The sequence below is a fragment of the Prosthecobacter sp. genome (genome assembly GCF_044226605.1).
Lineage (GTDB): Bacteria > Verrucomicrobiota > Verrucomicrobiia > Verrucomicrobiales > Verrucomicrobiaceae > Prosthecobacter.
This window is the reverse complement of the sequence record NZ_JBGAGS010000001.1, coordinates 551899-569528: the sequence shown is the minus strand read 5'-3', so window position 1 is coordinate 569528 and position 17630 is coordinate 551899. Positions and strand designations below refer to the sequence as shown.

Annotated in this window: 17 protein-coding genes; 3 read left to right on the top strand and 14 right to left on the bottom strand. The window is 60.1% G+C overall.

Annotation, left to right across the window (positions count from 1 at the left end; translation table 11 throughout):
• Positions 1-522: 522 nt before the first annotated feature.
• The 10 genes from ACILSO_RS02050 to ACILSO_RS02005 form a co-directional block, all read right to left on the bottom strand.
• A complete protein-coding gene (locus ACILSO_RS02050; RefSeq protein WP_395735688.1) occupies positions 523-1746 on the bottom strand; it encodes an aspartate kinase in 1224 nt (407 codons plus the stop codon).
• A gap of 142 nt (positions 1747-1888) precedes the next feature.
• Positions 1889-2461 (bottom strand): pseudouridine synthase, encoded by a 573-nt coding sequence (locus ACILSO_RS02045; protein WP_395735687.1) that lies wholly within the window; start codon positions 2459-2461, stop codon positions 1889-1891.
• Positions 2462-2986, bottom strand: a complete 525-nt coding sequence (locus tag ACILSO_RS02040; RefSeq protein ID WP_395735686.1) for a hypothetical protein — start codon at positions 2984-2986, stop codon at positions 2462-2464.
• Positions 2987-3070: 84 nt separating this feature from the next.
• Positions 3071-3775, bottom strand: a complete 705-nt coding sequence (locus ACILSO_RS02035; protein ID WP_395735685.1) for a lysophospholipid acyltransferase family protein — start codon at positions 3773-3775, stop codon at positions 3071-3073.
• 124 nt (positions 3776-3899) lie between these two features.
• Positions 3900-4349 (bottom strand): DUF3592 domain-containing protein, encoded by a 450-nt coding sequence (locus ACILSO_RS02030; RefSeq protein ID WP_395735684.1) that lies wholly within the window; start codon positions 4347-4349, stop codon positions 3900-3902.
• A gap of 74 nt (positions 4350-4423) precedes the next feature.
• Entirely contained in the window at positions 4424-6091 is a 1668-nt protein-coding gene (locus ACILSO_RS02025; protein WP_395735683.1) for a SpoIIE family protein phosphatase, read from the bottom strand.
• A gap of 34 nt (positions 6092-6125) precedes the next feature.
• Positions 6126-6476 (bottom strand): STAS domain-containing protein, encoded by a 351-nt coding sequence (locus ACILSO_RS02020; RefSeq protein ID WP_395735682.1) that lies wholly within the window; start codon positions 6474-6476, stop codon positions 6126-6128.
• A 5-nt stretch (positions 6477-6481) separates the two neighbouring features.
• The gene (gene xylB, locus ACILSO_RS02015; RefSeq protein WP_395735681.1) at positions 6482-7984 is read right to left on the bottom strand and encodes a xylulokinase; all 1503 of its coding nucleotides are present in this window, start codon (positions 7982-7984) and stop codon (positions 6482-6484) included.
• 87 nt (positions 7985-8071) lie between these two features.
• Positions 8072-8524 carry a hypothetical protein gene (locus tag ACILSO_RS02010; RefSeq protein WP_395735680.1) on the bottom strand — a complete coding sequence of 151 codons (453 nt, stop codon included), beginning with the start codon at positions 8522-8524 and terminating at the stop codon, positions 8072-8074.
• A 26-nt stretch (positions 8525-8550) separates the two neighbouring features.
• Positions 8551-10218 (bottom strand): ABC1 kinase family protein, encoded by a 1668-nt coding sequence (locus tag ACILSO_RS02005; RefSeq protein WP_395735679.1) that lies wholly within the window; start codon positions 10216-10218, stop codon positions 8551-8553.
• A gap of 91 nt (positions 10219-10309) precedes the next feature.
• On the opposite strand from ACILSO_RS02005, the gene ACILSO_RS02000 reads away from it, so the two are divergent.
• Complete coding sequence (locus ACILSO_RS02000) at positions 10310-10891, top strand: NADPH-dependent FMN reductase (protein ID WP_395735678.1); 582 nt, start codon at positions 10310-10312, stop codon at positions 10889-10891.
• Between the two features lie 2 nt (positions 10892-10893).
• Here the strand turns inward: ACILSO_RS02000 and ACILSO_RS01995 are convergent, their stop codons facing one another.
• From ACILSO_RS01995 to ACILSO_RS01985, 3 genes are read right to left on the bottom strand one after another with little or no spacing between them, the layout of a single operon-like run.
• Positions 10894-11847 (bottom strand): hypothetical protein, encoded by a 954-nt coding sequence (locus tag ACILSO_RS01995; RefSeq protein ID WP_395735677.1) that lies wholly within the window; start codon positions 11845-11847, stop codon positions 10894-10896.
• A 28-nt stretch (positions 11848-11875) separates the two neighbouring features.
• Positions 11876-13666: an FHA domain-containing protein gene (locus tag ACILSO_RS01990; RefSeq protein WP_395735676.1), complete on the bottom strand. Its 1791-nt coding sequence runs from the start codon at positions 13664-13666 to the stop codon at positions 11876-11878.
• A gap of 4 nt (positions 13667-13670) precedes the next feature.
• Complete coding sequence (locus ACILSO_RS01985) at positions 13671-14018, bottom strand: hypothetical protein (protein ID WP_395735715.1); 348 nt, start codon at positions 14016-14018, stop codon at positions 13671-13673.
• On the opposite strand from ACILSO_RS01985, the gene ACILSO_RS01980 reads away from it, so the two are divergent.
• On the top strand, positions 13917-14486 hold the full coding sequence (locus ACILSO_RS01980; RefSeq protein ID WP_395735713.1) for a DNA-3-methyladenine glycosylase family protein: 570 nt from the start codon (positions 13917-13919) through the stop codon (positions 14484-14486). The genes ACILSO_RS01985 and ACILSO_RS01980 overlap by 102 nt on opposite strands.
• Before the next feature lie 68 nt (positions 14487-14554).
• Positions 14555-16039: a DEAD/DEAH box helicase gene (locus tag ACILSO_RS01975; protein ID WP_395735675.1), complete on the top strand. Its 1485-nt coding sequence runs from the start codon at positions 14555-14557 to the stop codon at positions 16037-16039.
• A 128-nt stretch (positions 16040-16167) separates the two neighbouring features.
• On the opposite strand, the gene ACILSO_RS01970 is transcribed toward ACILSO_RS01975, so the two are convergent.
• Positions 16168-17433 carry a hypothetical protein gene (locus ACILSO_RS01970; protein ID WP_395735674.1) on the bottom strand — a complete coding sequence of 422 codons (1266 nt, stop codon included), beginning with the start codon at positions 17431-17433 and terminating at the stop codon, positions 16168-16170.
• Positions 17434-17630: the final 197 nt, after the last annotated feature.

The following is a 17630-nucleotide window of genomic DNA, read 5'->3' as shown; positions in this document are numbered from 1 at the left end:
GCGATTGCACAGGTGCTGCTGATGCACGAAGAGATGCAAAGAGCGTGCTGGGTTTGCTTTCCGGGGTGTTTTGCAGAAACCCAGGGTCGCCTCGCTGAGGCCCGGCTGAACCTGGGCTGTATTCCGCAACCCCGTTGGGGTTGAAGTGAGGACCCAATGGCGAACTTGAAGCAAGGTGTGACGCGGTGCTCACTTCTGGAGCTTGCGGTAGGGAGCAAAGAGCGCTCCTAGAACCGCACCGAAGAACGTGCCGAATATGACCAGGAGGGGCCAAAGGGGTGGTCCTCCGATGTCACCTAGAAATGCAGTGCTCAGAAATAAAGCAAGAGGGGCCAGGCAGCCGCAGCCGATGGATCCGCGCACGCAGCCTGCCTTACGATTTCGAGGCGGTTCTGGCGAAACAGATGAGATGGCAGACCGGGGCGCCTGGTAAGGATTGATTTCCTCACTCATCGCTCAGTTTGATGACGCAGTGTGGCCCAGAGTGAGGGCTGGTGTGCCCACACCACTTATCACTTGGACTTAGGCATCGAGGCCGAAGGCGGTGTGAACGACGCGGGCGGCGTTTTCGACTTCGGCTTCTTCGACGATGACGGCGGTCTTGATCTCGCTGGTGGAGATCATCTGGATGTTGATCTTGGCGTCGGCGAGCGCCTTGAACATCTTGGCGGCAACGCCGCTGTGGCTGCGCATGCCGATGCCGACGACGCTGACCTTGGCGATGCTGCCCTGGGTGCGGAGCTGGGCCTTGTCACCGAGAGTGGGAAGGACGGCCTTGAGGGCGGACTCTGCCTTGGGGAGGTCGGCACCGCTGAGGGTGAAGGAGATGTCAGTGATGCCGTCGAAGCTGACGTTTTGCACGATCATGTCGATCGTGATGTTGGCGGAGGCGATGGCGCCGAAGATGGCGGCACTGATGCCTGGCCGGTCTGCGACGTCGTCGATGGTGACCTTGGCCTGATTGCGCTCGAGGCTGACGCCGCGGACGACGACAGATTCCATGCCGGGGGTTTCTTCTTTCACGATGGTTCCGGGGTTGTTGTTCATGCTGTTGCGCACTTCAAAGCGCACACCAAATTTATTGGCAAACTCGACGCTGCGGCTTTGCATCACCTTGGAGCCGGAGGAGGCCATCTCGAGCATCTCCTCGTAGCTGATTTCGGGGATTTTTTGCGCGGTTTTCACCACGCGGGGGTCGCAGGTGTAAACGCCGTCCACGTCGGTGTAGATCTGGCAGAGGTCTGCTTTGATGGCGGCGGCCATGGCGATGGCGGTGAGGTCGCTGCCGCCGCGGCCGAGGGTGGTGATTTCGCCGCTGGCGGTCTCGCCCTGGAAGCCGGCGAGCATGACGATATTGCCTTCGTCGAGCATCTTTTTCACCGCGTCCGGGGTGATATTGACGATGCGGGCCTTGGTGTGGACTCCGTCGGTGGAAATACCTGCCTGCGCGCCGGTGAGGGAGACGGCCTTGCCACCGAGGGCATTGATGGCCATGGCGGTGAGGGCGATGGTGGTCTGCTCACCCGTGGCGAGGAGGACGTCCATCTCACGCTCGATGGGTTCGCGCTCAGGGGAGACTTCCTTGGCGAGCTTGATCAGGTTGTCGGTGACGCCAGACATGGCGGAAACGACGGCGACGACTTGATTGCCCGCGCGCTGGGTTTCCAGAATGCGGCGTGCGCAATTGCGGATTCGCTCGGGATTGCCGACGGAGGTGCCGCCGTATTTCTGGACGATGAGGGCCATGCTGGGGTTGGGGGAAAAGGGCGCGGAAAATGGCATGGCGGCGCGGGTGTGCAAGGAGGGAGTTTGGGCGGAGAGGGGAGTTAACGGTGGTTTACGGTTGTTGACAGTGGTTGACCATTGTTTCCTAAGGGGCTGAAGGCGCTTAGGCGGAAAGGACCTTCTGCTGTTCTGCGGTGGTCAATTCTCGCCACTGGCCGGGTTTGAGAGGGAGATCGGCGAGGGTGAGGGAGCCGATGGAGACGCGGACGAGGCGGAGGGTGGGGTGGCCGACGGCGGCGGTCATGCGTCGAACCTGACGGTTTTTGCCCTCGGTGAGGGTGAGCTCGATCCAGGAAGTGGGGATGTTTTTGCGGACGCGGATGGGAGGATCGCGCGGCGGATGATCGGGCTCGGTGTCGAGGCGCTGCGCTTTGCAGGGCAGAGAGTGGAAATCTTTGAGATCGATGCCGGAGCGGAGTTTTTTGAGTGCGTCCTCGGTGATCTGGCCGTCCACCTGGGCATGGTAGGTGCGGGGGTGTGCGTGGCGGGGATTGAGGAGGCGGTCGTTCCAGCGGGCTTCATCGCTGAGGAGGAGAAGGCCCTCGGAGTCGCGATCAAGACGGCCGATGGCGTAGACGTGCGGAGGGAAGGCGAACTCGGCGAGGGTGCGGTGCGAGGGATGCTCCTGCGTGAACTGGGAGAGGACGTCGAAGGGTTTGTAAAAAGCGAGGAGCATTTATTTTTGCTTCAAGGCCTCAAGCTGGCGCTCGAGAACTTCCCTGCGGGTGTGATACGCAGCGCGGGACCTGTCTTCATTGATGCCACTGCGCATAAACGAGACTGAAATGACCACTCCGAACAGCGCCATGCCGATGGGAACGATGGCGAAAATGCCTGCACCGGCTTTTAAAAAGCCAGTGGCCATGACGATGCAAACCACGGCGAAGAAAACACCGAAGATGGTGCCCATAAAACGTCCGGCCGTACCTGAGCCGCTTCTGTTCATGGCGGCAGACAGATGTTCACTTCCCATTTCGCGGTCGAGCCTTTCAAGCTCGTTTTGCAGGGCGATGATTTCCAGGCTCTCTGCCATCTTGCCGGTATTCTCGGCGATCCGGGCCACTTCTTCGGTGAAGATGGTGGTCTCGGTGCGCTTGACCTCCAGGCTGCTGTGGCAGAACTGGCAGGTGACGAAGCGAGTTTTTTCGGCAACCTGCAGGGGAGCCCCGCAGTGGTTGCAGCGGACGGAGAGCGTATCCATACGGCAAGGCTAGCGGGCGCGCGGCGGAGTTTCAAGAGTGGTTCCAAACTGCGTGCAATCTTGCAATACGAGGCACGAACGGGCTCAGCGCGAGGGCAGGGGAGGCTTTGGCGTGGAGGCCGGAGACGCGAGGAGACGTTGCTGGAGGTAGGCGGGATCGTTGCCGCGGAGCATGGCTTCTTCCAGGGCCTTGCGTTTCTGCTCAAACTCCTCCTCCGTCATGCGGCGCGGGATGTAGAGCGGAGGGTCCAGCACGAGCGTGATGGTGGAAAATGGCAGGGGGAGCATGAACTTGTCCCAGGTTTTGAAATGCAGCGCACGGCTGTAATGCATGTGGGCGGGAATGATGGGCACGCCGGTGAGCTGGGCGAGCTTGATGATGCCGGGCTGCACTTGATAAATAGGGCCGCGGGGACCATCCGGCGTGATCCCGATCTCGTGGCCTTTGCGCGCCTTTTCCGCCAGGGTGATGAGTGCGCTCATGCCTTTTTCCGGCTTTGAACTGGAGCCGCGCGCGGCCTCGATGCCAAAGCTTTCGCAAAGGTCGGCGATGATCTGGCCATCGCCGCTGGGGCTGGTGAGGATAGTGCCGTCAATGTTGGGGAACCACTCCTGATGGGTCCAGGGAAAGAGGAACATGCGATTGTGCCAGAAGCCCCAGATGCAGCCGAGCCGCCGGGAGTCGAACACCCCGGCATCATCACGGATTTTCCAGCGCACGGTCAGGGCGATGGCGCGCATGAACCATGCGAGGATTTTGCCGGCGGATTTGATGCGGATTTTGGCCATGAGCGAATGATTCACGCATGGCGGTGTTCTGAGGGATGGTCAAGGCGCTGCATGCCGCAGTGAAGCATGAATGGCGGGAGCTGCCCCCCGCCTGGGCCGATCTTCAGCGCAGGTGTGCTGCTGCTCAGGTCTTGCGCATGGTCATGACACCGAGGGTGCCGACGCCCAGGACGAAGGCACCGATGCCGACAGGGAACAGCCCGGCATCGTTCGTGGAACCACCGATGATAACGGCGCTTTCCTGAGCATTGTCGGGCAGGTACCGGACCTGAACCTTTGGATCCGTGATGGAAGTTTCGTTGGTGCGCGAAGAAAAAAAGGTGGAGGAGACTTTGAAGTTTTTTTTCACCGGTGCGCTTGCACCCTGGGGGGTGAAAACGGCCTCAAAACTGTAGCTTCGGGAGCGTTTGCCGCTGCGACGGTACTCGCCTCCTTCAAGATGGCCGTCGACCGTGATACCCTCTTTATCGAGCTTGGCGAGGCGCTCTTTTTCCTGATGGCCGGTGTAGGCGAGAAAGGGCCCGGCGAGGATGCCGATGACGGCGACGATTTTGATTTTGGTAGGCGTTTCCATTTTTTTGGAATTACGCCGCCGGTTTTATCTAAAGGGAGATTTAGGGTCAATACGAATACTGCCGGGGTGTGTTGTTACATTGACTTAACCAATTCGATCACGGACCGGTCTTGCTCCCTGCGGAAGTCGGTACGGTCGAATATCTCGCTGATGACATGCAGACCGAGGCCGCCAATGCGATGATCGATGGAGGGAGGAGCGACCAGCCTTTGAAAGTCTTCATTGGTGATACCCTCCCCCATGTGCTCGATGAGGATGTGAACCGAGCCTGAAGTGGAAGCGATGCGGCACGTGGCCGCGCGCTCGCTGCTGGTGGAGCAGTAGGCGTATTTGCAAATGTTGCTCATCACTTCATCGCAGCCAAGAATGAGAAGCCCGGTGAACTCGTCGCTCAGGCCATGATAGGCGGACCAGGATTCGATGAACTCACGGACCAGACGGAGCGTGTCCGGATGACAGGTGAGGGCAATGGCGTTCGCTGGCGGGAGAGAATGATCGGTGATCATCAAGACGGTGGCGTCATCCTGATAAACGGCGTCCCGGGCAAAGGAGCGCCACTGCCTCACAAGATGGCTTAAGAATGCATGGCCATCCGCCGCGGGTTTCATGGCAGCGGCGAAAGACTTGTCCTCGAAGTATTCTCCCGCGCTGTTTTGCACTTCAAGAATGCCATCCGTATACAGCATCCACTGGCGCCCGGTGCTGAAAGGGAGGGAAGTGTGCTCGTAGCGGGCGGTACAAGCGATGCCGAGGGGGGCATTGCCGGGCGCTGCGACTTCTTTCCAGCCTGTGCCATCAAAGACCTGTGCGGCAGGCAGTCCGGCGCAACAAAGCCAGACGCGCCGTGTTTTCGGGCAGACGAGAATGGCATTGATGGCAATGAAGCGCCCGGCTTTCATGACGCCACAAAGACGTTTGTTGAGCGTGGCCATCCATTCGGCAAGGCTCATGGAGGTGCACAGATGGGCGGTGGAAGCGATCAGCGTGGTGCCTCGGGCCATGTCGAGGGCAGCGGGCAGGCCCTTGCCGCAGACGTCACCCACACCGAGGAGAATCTTGCCATCATCGATCTGGTGCCAGAAGTAGAAGTCGCCTCCGACTTCACTGGCGGGCTCGTAGAAAGTTTCCACGGCGACGTCGCCAAGTCGCACCTGCGATGCGGGAAGAAAAGAGTTTTGGATTTCAGTGGCGAGGGAGAGCTGCTGGCGGTTTGCGGCCTCCAAAATAGCCTTCTTTTGCGATTCAAGGCGCATCAAAGTCACTGCAATGAGACTGCCGAAAGTTTCGAACAATTCCACGTCCTGCGGAGTGAAGGCGGCACCATGGTTGGGATTGATGGCCTGCATGACTCCCAGGCAGCGATCTCCATCCAGCAGCGGAATCGTGACCATGGCACGAGTGACGAGGTCGGACTTGTCGGAGGCGGGACGAAAATGTCGGGGATCGCTGAGAGCGTCTTCGATATTGACGGCCTTTTTGGTGGAATAAACATCCCCGGCAATGCCCTTGCCTTTCGGAACTCGAACCTCCATCGCATTGATGGGGTCCAGTGTGGAGCGGATGAGGAGGTCCTCGCTGGGACCATCAGGGAGCAGGATGGAGCAAACTTCGCAGTCCATCACCTCACGTGACCGCTGAAGGATGTGATCGACAAGCTCGACGAGGTCGTGAGTGCTGCTGAGGCGGCGCGCCACCTCGAGCAGAATGTTTTGGCGAGACGAGATGGGCTGGGAATTACTCACGGAGGGAAAAGGACCGGAGCCAGGGAAAATGCAGCTAACGTTTGCTGGTGAGATCCATGGTATTCAATGCTACGTCGACGCTGGGCAGATGGGCGATGAAATCGCCGAGGCGGACGATTTTGAACGATGCCTCCACACGGCCCTGAATACCGGTGAGGGCAAATTCTGTGCCCGCGCCACTGGCATGCTGGAAGTACTCCACCACCACGGCCCAGACGGGAGTGTTGACGAAAGTCACCTTGGAGAAGTCAATGATGAGGCGTTTCACGCCGGCTTGCATCTGCTCGCGCACGACCTTTTGGAATTCGGGCACGGTAGCGAGGTCGGCCTCGCCCTCGAGCTCAATGACGACGGCATTGGGATGGGTGTGAACGGTAGGTTTCATGACGGTCAGAGCCAGCCGGTTTGATTGAGGCGCCCGGTGAGCTCCATCTGCCGTTCGAGCTGAGAGGCATAGAGTGCGGCATTTTCCGCGCTCGGCTTGCAGCGGGTGGATTCATCCAAGGTGACGAGTTTCCCGCAGAGCTGCTCGTAGCTGACGCGCTCGGTGCCGCTCTGATTGGCATGGGCATAGGCCGCCTGAATGGCGCCGCCAAGCGCGGCACCTTCACTGGTGCTCAGGGTGACGACTTCGGCATTGAAGCAGTCGGCGGCGATCTGACGCCAGACGCTGCTCTTGCTGCCGCCGCCCGTGAGGCGGATTTCTGTCGGGTTCATCCCGAGATCGCGGAATCTCTTCAAACCATAGGCGAGGCCAAGGGTTGCGCCCTCAACGGCAGCGCGGGCGAGGTTGGCGGGAGCCATGTTGGTGGGGCGCAGTCCGTGGATGACGCCGGTGCCGTTGGGCAGGTTCGGGGTGCGCTCGCCATTGAGGTAGGGGAGGAACATCACGCCATCTGCACCGACGGGGGCGGATTTCACGGCTGCTTCAAGCTGGCGCAGATCCCAGCGGAACATCTCGCGCACCTGCTCTGTGACGACGGTGACGTTCATGGTGCAGACGAGCGGCAGCCACTGATCGGTGCTGTCGCAGAAGGCGGCTACTTCACCCTGGCCATCGACCACGGGGGATGCCGCCACGCCGTAGAGCGTGCCACTGGTTCCGAAACTGGCGGTAACCACACCGGGCTTGATATTGCCGGTGCCGATGGCGCCCATCATGTTGTCGCCGCCGCCGGCGCTGATGATGACATCGAAATTCAGGCCCCACTTCACGGCGAGATCCTTGCGGATGGTGCCGTGCACGGATTTGGACGAACCGAGCGGAGGCAGCATGGAGCGCACGCTGGGATCGATGAAATCGCAGATCTCATAGGCCCACTGGCGGGTGTTGACGTTTAGGATGCCCATGCCGGAGGCGTCGCCGTATTCCATGCGCTTTACACCGCTGAGCCAGAAATTGATGTAGTCGTGGGGGAGCAAGATGGTCTTGGTTTTGGCGAAGTTCTCGGGTTCGTTCTGCTTCATCCAAAGCAGCTTGGGAATGGTGTAGCCTGGAAGCATGGCATTGCCTGCCGTAGCGATGACGCCGGGCTGGCCGCCGAAGTGGTGGGCGATCTCTGCGCACTGCGCCTGGGTGGAAGTATCGCACCAGAGCTTGGCGGCACGCACGGGCTTGTCATCCGCACCGAGCGGCACGAGGCCGTGCTGCTGGCCGCTGACGCCGATGCCGGCGATCTTGACCTTCTCCTTGCCGATTTGCTCAAGGCACTGCTGAACCGAGGCGTCCACGGCATCAAGCCAGGACTGCGGATCCTGCTCAAGGTGCCCGGGAGGCAGGCCATCGATCAATTCGTAGGAGCTGTGGCCGGAGGCGATGATTTTGCCTGAGTCGAGGTCGAGGACGATAGCCTTGGTGCTCTGAGTGCCGCTGTCGATGCCGAGAAAGTACATGGAGAAAGAAGAGGTTGGAGTCGGCGAAAGGTTTACGGTGGGGAGAGGGGAAAGGTCAAGGGGTCAAGCTGGCATGAATCGGCCATTTTAGGCGAAATCGGTCGAGGTCGTGGCCTTTGCCTGAGCATAGAGATGAATGACGGAATCCTTGGTGAGAAGGATAAGAGTGAAGATGCCGAGAAGCGTGCCAAAAGGCATGTGCAGGCAGTTCAGGCCGGCAATAACGATGGAGAAGGTACGGTTCACGCGGCGGTGAATGAAGCGTCCGGAGATGAGGGTGAGAATGCCGCTGACCAAGGAGAAGACGCCGAAGGCGAGATAAAACCACTTAAAGGCCTGGAAGAACTCCGCAGGATTGAAAGGCATTGGCGCCTGCGACTTTTCCCATATCCGAGGATTGCCGAAGAACATGTTCATCATGGAGTAATGAAAAAATAGAAAGGCGAGACCTACGATGGAAAGGCCGGCGCTGACGTAGTGGCAGATGGCGAGGGTGCGGAGGTGCTCGGCATCTTTGCTTGGAATGGGAGGCGGCTGCATGGCAGGTGCTGTAGTGGGGGAAATGCTCAGTCCTTTGACTGGATGTTGCCCGATTTGCGGATGGCGCGCAGGAGACGCCAGCCCAGGAAGAGGGAGACCGCGTAGCCCAAGGCACCGAAGACGGACACGCCATACAGCAGCGGCGCCGCCTGACGGCTCCACAGCTCCGTGGAACCAAGAAAAATGGCTGCCGTGAGAATACCGAGCACGAGCCGGTTGATGATGGGATCGAGATGGCGGTGGTCCAAATGCACGGTGAACGAGCCATCCCGAAAGCGGGCCAGCATGTCAGTGAGGTCACGAGGCAGGGCGGTGAGCAGGCGATCCCAAACTCGAAAGGTGCGGCGGGCCCTCCTGGCGATGCGGCTGGGCGAGAACCGGCGCATGATGAGGCGCGTGCAATACGGCTTCATCAATTCTGCCAGACTTACCTCAGGACTGAAGCGGCGTGAGGTACCCTCAAGTACGATGAGGGTTTTCAGCAGCATGGCCAGGGCCGGCGGGAGAACGATGTGATGACCGCGGATGATCTCGACGAGATTGCTCAAGGCCGTGCCCACGTGGATTTCATTGAGGGGATGGCCGGTGTAATCCGCCATGAATTCCTGGAGGTCGGCGCGCAGTTTCTCGCGCGCGCAGTCCGGCGGCACGTTTCCGAGCCGAAGAACCTGCTCGGCCACGAGCTCGGAATCGTTTTCGACCACCGCAAAGAGCAGGGCCTCGACCTCATCGCGTAAATCCTCTTCTATGCGGCCAACCATGCCGCAGTCGATGACGCCCACGATGTTGCCAGGCAGCAGGATGAGATTTCCCGGATGCGGATCGGCGTGGTAGAAGCCGTCTCGGAACACCATCTCGAGGTACATGTTGGCACCGCGCCTGGCAAACTCGCCCAAGTCCTCGCCGGACTGTTTCAGCATTTCGATGTCGGAGCCGATGATTCCCTCCAGCCGCTCCATGGTGACGACCTGGTGGGAGCACAAGGCGCCGAAGACTTCGGGAATGCAGACGGTGGGATCATCGGCGAAGCTGCGGGCGAATTCCTCGAGATTCTGGCGCTCGTAGGTGAGGTCGAGCTCTCGCAGGAGTGTGCGGCGGAACTGGCGTACGACCGCGAGAGGCTGGTAGGCGCGCAAGGCGGGAGAGTGTTTTTCAAGCAACTCTGCGAGGGCTTGAACGATCTCGACATCCGTGGCGGCCTGCTCGGCCACACCAGCGCGCCGGACTTTGACGACGACACTCTGCCCGGTGTGAAGCTGCGCGCCATGAACTTGGGCGACGGAGGCGGCGGCGAGAGGAGTGTCGTCAAAAGTGGCGAAAAGCTGCTCAATGGGGAGACCTAGTTCCTTTTCGATCGTAGCCCGGGCCACAGCGGAAGGATCGGGAGGCACATTGGACTGCAGCTGGGAAAGTTCTTCCGTGAGTTCGGGGCCGAGCAGGTCGGCGCGGGTGCTGAGCATCTGGCCGAGCTTGATGGATGTGGTGCCCAGCTCCGTGAGCGCCATGCGCACGCGCGCGGCCTGGGTGACTCCGAGGGTGAGGGACTGACCGTCGGCACTTTTGAGGCGGTCCTGCAGCCACGAGTACTTGAAGCCACCGAACAAATCGGCAAGGCCATACTTGCCGAGAACCGCAGCGATTTCCGCAATGCGTTTGGCATATCGTTCGAGGCGGGCCAGAGCGTCGATCTTCATTCTGCACAACCTCCGCATGAAAAAGGCGTCTGACAATGCGGAATGCACACTCTTGGCTGGCAGAATCTTCCCGCACGGCTATGCATCAAGGATGAGAACACCCAAGATCCTTGCCTTTGCGGGAAGCACCCGCAGCGACTCCTGCAACAAGAAGCTCGTGCGGCTCGCGGCGGATGCGGCACGCTCCGCAGGTGCGGAAGTCACGCTCATCGATCTGCGGGACTATGCCCTGCCGCTTTATGACGGTGATCTCGAGGAAGAGAAGGGCCTGCCAGAGAACGCCAAAACACTCAAGGCCATCTTCCGCGAACATGATGCCCTGCTGATTTCCGCGCCGGAGTACAACAGTTCGATCACCGCGGTGCTGAAGAACACGATCGACTGGGTCTCCCGTGCTGAAACGGACGATGAGCCTGCGCTGGTGGCCTACCGTGGTAAAACGGCGGCTTTGCTGAGCGCGTCTCCAGGAGCGCTGGGTGGCCTGCGTGGTCTGGTGCACGTGCGTGCGATTCTGGGCAACATCGGTGTCATCGTGCTGCCGGACCAGGTGGCCCTGCCCAAGGCATATGATGCTTTTGATGAGAAGGGAGCTCTCAAGGAAGAACGTGTCGCGAAGCAGGTGGAGAGGCTTGCGCAAGGGCTGGTGGATTTCTTGAAGAAGCAGCTGGGCTGAAGCTACCAGTCAAAGAACAGGCGCATAAACACCATTCCGGAAGCCACCTTGTAACTGGAGCCGTCCTGGGTGGAGCGGGAGTTCGTGTAGCTTCCCACGACATCAAAGGCAAGGTAGTTCAGCGGCTGCCAGCTCAAGGTGACCGATGGTGTCCAGATCTTGTCGGTGCGGACAAGATGGATGAACTGCTCCATCGAATACTGGACCGCAGGAGTGAGATAGAGTTTCCGGTCTTTAAAGGGTGAGAACGTAATGCCCAGATTGAAATTGTGCTTGTGCTTGTTTGGCACGAAATCGAAGGGGCTGCCGGCGGTCTGATAAAAATATTCGTAGCTCCAGGCCGGTGTGATCCGAGGGCTGACGATCCAGGAAAACTCGGTGGCCGCCCGGTAGGTGTAGCTGTCCAGGGTGCGTGCTCCGGTGGCGCGGTCAAAGACGCGCGAAAACGACCAGCTCAATGGCAGGTTCAGATCCAATTTCTTGTCCAAAAAGGTGCGCTCGTAGCTGAGCATCTGAGAGAAGGTGCTGGCAGTGAAATCCTGGGAGGCGTTTTCGGCGCGGCCATAGTAATACCAAGATTGATCAAAGGCGTTGGACAACGACCAGTGAGCATCGAACTGAGCATCCAGGGAGATGCCGGCGAACTGTGCGTATTGAGAGTCTGACTGCGGGTCTGTCTGGGTGTTGAAGATGTTGTCCGCCACCGAATACATGCTGGTGGTGCGAAACTGCATGGAGAAGATGTCGCTTAATATCTCATGCCATGAGCGGTTCAGTCCCGCAGCAGCGGCGATTGACTGCCGGTCTTGCTGCTCTGCGCTTTGAAAAGTTCCACGGCCCCTGGGCAGCAGACGGAGACGGGACTGGATGATGTTGGAGCGCCTGATCTTTGTGGCAGCGTCCAGGCTGTTCGTCAGAAAGGCCAGCACCAGAAGAATGAAAACCTTGAGTCGCATCCTGTGTGGGCAAGCCGTCGGGCGGAGGTCACCTGCGAGGAGCTGCGCCGGGCGCTGGTGCGGCATTTTTGGTGCCTGGACCACGGGCCCGCTCAGACTTGATCGGTACAGGAGTCAGCCGGATGGTTTCTACTTGAACAACAACAGGCTGGGGAAAGGCGTCCGGGGGAGGAACAGATTCATTGCCATTGGCTGGCCGAGTTTCCCGCAGGGATGCTATGCTGGCCTCAAGCTCAGCGAGTTCGCGCCGGGCAGTTTCGATCTTGCCGGCAAGTTCGGCGTGCTGGGCAAGTTGTTCGGGATCAGGTGCCTTGGCAGCCTTGGGAGCGGACATGGTCGCGCCTGCCGGAGGACCGCTGGCTTGGACATCCCTGTAACGCTGCTCCACAGCGGCGAGGCGTTGTCTGGCATCTATCAGCTGCTGTTTTGTGCCGGCGAGCTCCTGGTTTTGCTGCTCGATTTCGGCGCGCTCAGCCTTGACCTCTTCGAGGCGTTTTCTCCCCTCTTCGAGCTGCTGCTCCAAGTTGGCAAATGCGTGGCTCTGCCTGCCCAGCTCGGCACGTTGCGCTTTGACTGCGGCGAGGTTCTGCGTTTCGGCCGCGAGTTCTGTCCGGCATGTGGCGAGGTTCCTCTCACATGCGGCGAGTTCATCATTGCGGGCTGCGAGTGCAGCATTGCGCAGAGACAGTTCTCGTTCGTGAGCGGCGAGTTCTTGCTGAACACGCTGCAGCGAGCCTTCAGCCGCTGCAGCGTTTTGCTCCAGCGTCATGAGCAGAGACTCAAGGTCTTTGACAGCCGCTTCATCGCGCTGATGCCTGGCGTGGAACTCCGCACTGGCGGCACTGAGTGCGGAGTGCCTGGCCTCCTCTTCGCCGATGCGTTTCTCGTGATCGATAATCTGCTGACGAAGGGAATTAAGCAAAGCCTCGTCCTGCTCGCAATCATTCCGCACCTGAGTGAGGCGGTCAGCTGCTTCAGACTTCTGGGCGCCAAGAGTTTCAAGCTCCTGTCTAGCCTCCGCAATGGTGGTGTTGAGGCGCTGGACTTCGGTGGATTTTTCGTAGTGCTGAGCGTTGAGGCGCTCGAGCGCGGCGCTCTTGCTTTCGTGCTGGCTGGAAAGTGCGCTGATGGCCTCAAGCCAGTCACGGTGGGCCGTTTCCGCCTGCTTCAGGGCGTCCTTGGCGGGGGCCAGTTTTTCCTCTTCTTCCCGCAGGGACTCAACACGTGCGAAATGCAGGGCACGCTCTTTTTCTGCTCGCTGCTGCCAGTCGCGCAGTTCTTTCTCTGCTGTATCCACTTCAGCCTTGAGGCGAGCTTTTTCGGCTTCCAGTCTGACCACCGTTTCAGCGAGTGCCTGGTCGGCAGGCGAGGCAGCTGGAAGCGCGCTTGGCTCAGTCGACGGGGGGGCAGGTGAAGGCGTTTCAGGCGCTGGACGCTCAGGTGCTGGAGTGGAGGGTGCTGACGGGGCAGGAGGCGCCTGTGTCTGGACAGAGGGAGCAGCCTTCTGTGGCAGAGGGGATGCAGTGGCTGGGTCCTCAAGATCAAGCGTGCCAACGAGAGGGCCGAACGCGATGGTGTCGCCGTGAAGCAGGGTGCAGCTGATCTGCCTCTCGCCATTAACAAATGTGCCTGCAGTCGATTTTAAATCAAAGACCTGCAGGCTGCCGTCGGCGTTTTGGACAATTTCAGCATGATGTTCAGAGATCCGCTCGTCATCGACAACGATATCATTGCCTTCATCACGTCCGATTGTGGTGTGTTCCTTGAGGGGAACTACCACTTCCTGGCCGTCTTCGAGCACGAAAGTAAGTTTTGCCATGGGTTTAGAGCGCTGCAACTGGCGTAGCAAAGTCGATGATACGCATGGAATCAAACGCGCATTTGAATCGGTTGTAAAATGATGCAGGAATAATGCCTCGTGCTGCGGTTTTTTTTGTGACCGGATCGATGGCTGCTTCGTAGCTTTCAAATGGGCTCGCGCTAATCAATCTTGCAATTGTCTCAAAGTCGCAATCCAGTCGTGAATGCACACCGAAGCCGAAGCTTATCTCTCCAAATGCTGCCCCGTCATGCGCCGGCTGATCAAAACGCACGGCCCCTGCCTCCTGGAGCCGCAAAAGCGATCGCCGTATGAAGCGTTGATCAGCGCGGTGGCGCACCAGCAGCTTCATGCAAATGCAGCGGAGGCTATTCTCCGTCGGTTCAAGGCATTGCATCCACAGTCACGCTTTCCAAAGCCGCAGCAGGTGTTGGAGGCGAGCGATGAAATATTGCGTGGCTGCGGCTTTTCCACTGGGAAGATGATGGCGATACGGGACATCGCCGCAAAGACCGTAAGTGGACAAATTCCCGGCCGGGCCGCGGCGCTGAAACTGGATGATGAGGAATTGATTGAGCGGCTTGTGGCGGTGCGCGGGGTTGGCCGCTGGACGGTGGAGATGCTTCTCATTTTCACCCTTGGCAGGCCGGATGTGTTTCCGAGTGATGACTACGGCGTGCGCAACGGCTGGCGCGTGGCGAAGAAGCTGGGCGAGATGCCGAAGCCGAAGGAATTTCGCGCTTTGGCCGAACGCTGGCAGCCACATCGCACCCTGGCGGCATGGTATCTGTGGCGGGCCGCGGATGCTGCGAAGTCCTGAGATTCTGCGCAATGCAAGGGGAAACGCGCCATTGCTAAGCATGCCATCGGCGGCTAAGGGCTTGAGACATGTCTTTCAAGCCCCTCGGTCTCGACCCACACATCCTTACAGCCATTCAAGAAGCCGGTTACTCGGAGCCCACGCCCATCCAGGCGGCGGCCATTCCAGTGATCATTCAGGGTGGGGATGTGATCGGCATCGCGCAGACGGGCACGGGCAAGACGGCGGCCTTCACGCTGCCGATCCTGACCCGCCTGACATCAAATCCCATCCCGCAGGGGCAGCGCCGCCGCACGCGGGTGCTGGTGCTGGCACCCACTCGCGAGCTGGTGGCGCAGATCGAGGAGAACGTGCTGGCGTATGCCAAACATCTGCCGCTGAAAATTGCCAAGGTGTACGGCGGTGTGGGCGAGAAGCCGCAGAAGGATGCGCTGCGAGCGGGGAGCGACATTGTCATCGCCTGCCCGGGGCGGCTGCTGGACCTCATGGGGCAGCGCTGCGCGGATTTTTCCGGTCTGGAATATCTGGTACTGGATGAGGCGGACCGCATGCTGGACATGGGATTTCTGCCGGACATCCGCCGGGTGATCAACCAGCTGCCGAAGAAGCGGCAGACGCTGATGTTTTCCGCGACGCTGTCGAAGGAGATCGAAAGCCTGACACATGAGTTTCAGCATTCGCCGAAAATCGTGCAGATCGGCAAGCGGTCGAACCCGGCTGAGACGGTGACCCAGCTGGTGTATGAGCTGCACAAGCATCTGAAGCTGAGTCTGCTGATGCATCTGCTGAAAGATGAAAAGATGCAGATGGTGCTGGTCTTCAGCCGGACGAAGCATGGCGCGGACAAGATCGCGCGAAAGCTGGAATCAACGGGCGTGAAGTGCGCGACGCTGCATGCCAACCGCTCGCAGAACCAGCGGCTGCGTGCGCTGGATGATTTTAAGACGGGCACGGTTCGCGTGCTGGTGGCCACGGACATCGCGGCGCGCGGCATCGATGTGGACGGCATTTCCCATGTGGTGAATTTCGACTTCCCGCACATCGTGGAAGATTACGTGCACCGCATCGGCCGCACGGGCCGTGCGCAGGCGATTGGAGATGCCATCAGCTTTGTTTCGCCGGATGAGGCGGCAGATCTGCGCAAGCTGGAGAAATTCATCAACCGCGGGCTGGTGCGCAAGCGTGCGGAAGGCTTTGACTACAATGCGGCGCCGCAGGCGGTGAGCGACGAGAGGCCGGAGCGGCGCGAGCAGCAGCGGCAGTTTCAGCAGAGGCGCCCGCAGGGGCAGGGCGGGCAGCAGCGCCATGGTCAGGGCGGTGGCGGACGCTCAGGTCAGGGTGGAGGCCGGTCTAGTGGCCAGGGCGGCCAGAGCGAATGGCGTCCAAGTGGCCAAGGTGGCGGCGGCGGTGGTGGACGACACCAGGGCCAGGGGGGCGGCGGAGAGCGCCGTTCCTCGCAGAGCTCAGCGTCACGCTCACCAGCCCAGATGCCATCGCAGGATACGTCGCCGAAGGGGGCGCGGAGCTTGTGGAAGAGGCTGACGGGGCGGTAGATTCGCCAACAAGCGAGTGCTGCTGCGCTCAAAAATGGCCGACTCGCGGACGTGAGGAAGGCATTGGGTTGCCTCACGCTCGAAGACGGGAGGCTGTTGCCACACCCGTCCCACGACAGCCATAGAAATCACTTCGCGAACCAGCTTTTGGCGAGGGGACTGGTGGCGTAGAATTTGAGGAGTTGTTTGGCGACTTTTTCGCGACCGGAGTTGCTGGGGTGGGTGCCGTCGGGGCCGAGGTCTTCTTTGGTGTATTTGAGGTCGTCAAACTTGCGGCCTTTTTCACCATCGGCCCAGAGATAGGGGCCCCAGAGAAGGAGGGGGGATTTGGTGAGGGCGAGGGATTCGTCTCCGCTGATCTGCTGCTGGATGAGGTGACGCACCGCGAAGGCCCCCTCATAGGCATAGGGTTCGGGATTGAGGCCAGTGCTGGCGTAGCCGGCGTAGATGCGGCTGCCGAGGTAGGCGATGCGGAGGTTGGGGAAGCGCTCTTTGAGGAGGTGGAGGACTTTGATGGTGTCTGCCTCCAGGGTGGCGAGGTGTTCGGCCTTGGAGCCGGAGGGGCCGGCATTGGCGAGCTTGATCCAGGCGACCTGCACCTGCTGCGGGCTCACGGAGGCGCGCTGCAGGCGGTTCATCGCTTCGGGCCAGTGGCGGCCTTCAGGCTGGGACCACGCGGCCATGGTCTGGCCGCCTTGGGCGCAATCGACGATGGTGAGCTTGTCGGACTTGCGTGGATCCTGGTCGGCAATGGTTTTGAAGAAGGAGAACTCCTGGGTGGCGTTTGACATGCTGATGGAGACGAAAGCGATCTTGCCGCTGTCGGAAGGCTTGCCTTCGGCATCGAGGGGCTTGATCTGGGCGAGCGCGGTGTCGGCGGATTTTTTGAGCGCCTCGGGGGGCTCGTTGCTGCCTTTGCCGTAGAGGCCGCCGTCTTCGCCTTCATACTTGTCCTCGGCGGTCATGTCGGTGAGGGGCTTGAGGCCCTCGGGGGCTTTGCGCTGATTGGCCTGGCCGCGGCCACCACCACCGCCGCCACGATTGCCACCGCGGCTGCGGACCTCCTTGGCGTGGTCGAGGTACTTTTGATCTTCCTCACTGAGCTTCTCGCCGTTTTGTTCGCGACGGTGAAGAGCCTGCGCTTTCTGCCAGTCGATGCCGTCCTGCCCCTGTGAAGAAGGTGCGCCGCCCCCCGATTTTGCTTGCTGAGCCGCATGCTCGGCCTTGGCCCGCTCGATGTAGGCTGACTCTTCCGCCGTGAGGGTGCCGCCATTCTGGTGCTTCTCGAAAAGCTCGCGAGCCTTTTTGAAATCAATGGGGGCATCGGCGGACTGGCTGCGCAGAGTGGCGGCGCCGAGAAGGGAGACCAGGGCGAGGAGGATGGTTGTCTTCATGGTGAGCGTGGAACCCCGCCGCGTGCATTTGGATTCATTTTGGATCAAATTTAGCACCGGGGTGGAGGGATCAAAGAAGCGGGCGGTGCGGGAATCATATGAAAAAGCTTTCATTGAAGGCGAGGCCGGCTGCGTCCGGAGAGGTGTTTTCGTCTTGTCATGTGCGGGTGAAACCGTCAGCCTGAAAAGCTCAAATC

What these genes read in the sequence shown, in the direction of transcription:
- ACILSO_RS02030 (WP_395735684.1), bottom strand. Translation starts at nt 4,349, where the DNA reads ATGGAAACGCCTACCAAAATCAAAATCGTCGCCGTCATCGGCATCCTC.
- ACILSO_RS01980 (WP_395735713.1), top strand. Translation starts at nt 13,917, where the DNA reads ATGCGCCGGCTGATCAAAACGCACGGCCCCTGCCTCCTGGAGCCGCAA.
- ACILSO_RS02050 (WP_395735688.1), bottom strand. Translation starts at nt 1,746, where the DNA reads ATGGCCCTCATCGTCCAGAAATACGGCGGCACCTCCGTCGGCAATCCC.
- ACILSO_RS01970 (WP_395735674.1), bottom strand. Translation starts at nt 17,433, where the DNA reads ATGAAGACAACCATCCTCCTCGCCCTGGTCTCCCTTCTCGGCGCCGCC.
- xylB (WP_395735681.1), bottom strand. Translation starts at nt 7,984, where the DNA reads ATGTACTTTCTCGGCATCGACAGCGGCACTCAGAGCACCAAGGCTATC.
- ACILSO_RS02000 (WP_395735678.1), top strand. Translation starts at nt 10,310, where the DNA reads ATGAGAACACCCAAGATCCTTGCCTTTGCGGGAAGCACCCGCAGCGAC.
- ACILSO_RS01975 (WP_395735675.1), top strand. Translation starts at nt 14,555, where the DNA reads ATGTCTTTCAAGCCCCTCGGTCTCGACCCACACATCCTTACAGCCATT.
- ACILSO_RS02045 (WP_395735687.1), bottom strand. Translation starts at nt 2,461, where the DNA reads ATGCTCCTCGCTTTTTACAAACCCTTCGACGTCCTCTCCCAGTTCACG.
- ACILSO_RS01995 (WP_395735677.1), bottom strand. Translation starts at nt 11,847, where the DNA reads ATGCGACTCAAGGTTTTCATTCTTCTGGTGCTGGCCTTTCTGACGAAC.
- ACILSO_RS01985 (WP_395735715.1), bottom strand. Translation starts at nt 14,018, where the DNA reads ATGAAGCTGCTGGTGCGCCACCGCGCTGATCAACGCTTCATACGGCGA.
- ACILSO_RS01990 (WP_395735676.1), bottom strand. Translation starts at nt 13,666, where the DNA reads ATGGCAAAACTTACTTTCGTGCTCGAAGACGGCCAGGAAGTGGTAGTT.
- ACILSO_RS02010 (WP_395735680.1), bottom strand. Translation starts at nt 8,524, where the DNA reads ATGCAGCCGCCTCCCATTCCAAGCAAAGATGCCGAGCACCTCCGCACC.
- ACILSO_RS02020 (WP_395735682.1), bottom strand. Translation starts at nt 6,476, where the DNA reads ATGAAACCTACCGTTCACACCCATCCCAATGCCGTCGTCATTGAGCTC.
- ACILSO_RS02040 (WP_395735686.1), bottom strand. Translation starts at nt 2,986, where the DNA reads ATGGATACGCTCTCCGTCCGCTGCAACCACTGCGGGGCTCCCCTGCAG.
- ACILSO_RS02005 (WP_395735679.1), bottom strand. Translation starts at nt 10,218, where the DNA reads ATGAAGATCGACGCTCTGGCCCGCCTCGAACGATATGCCAAACGCATT.
- ACILSO_RS02035 (WP_395735685.1), bottom strand. Translation starts at nt 3,775, where the DNA reads ATGGCCAAAATCCGCATCAAATCCGCCGGCAAAATCCTCGCATGGTTC.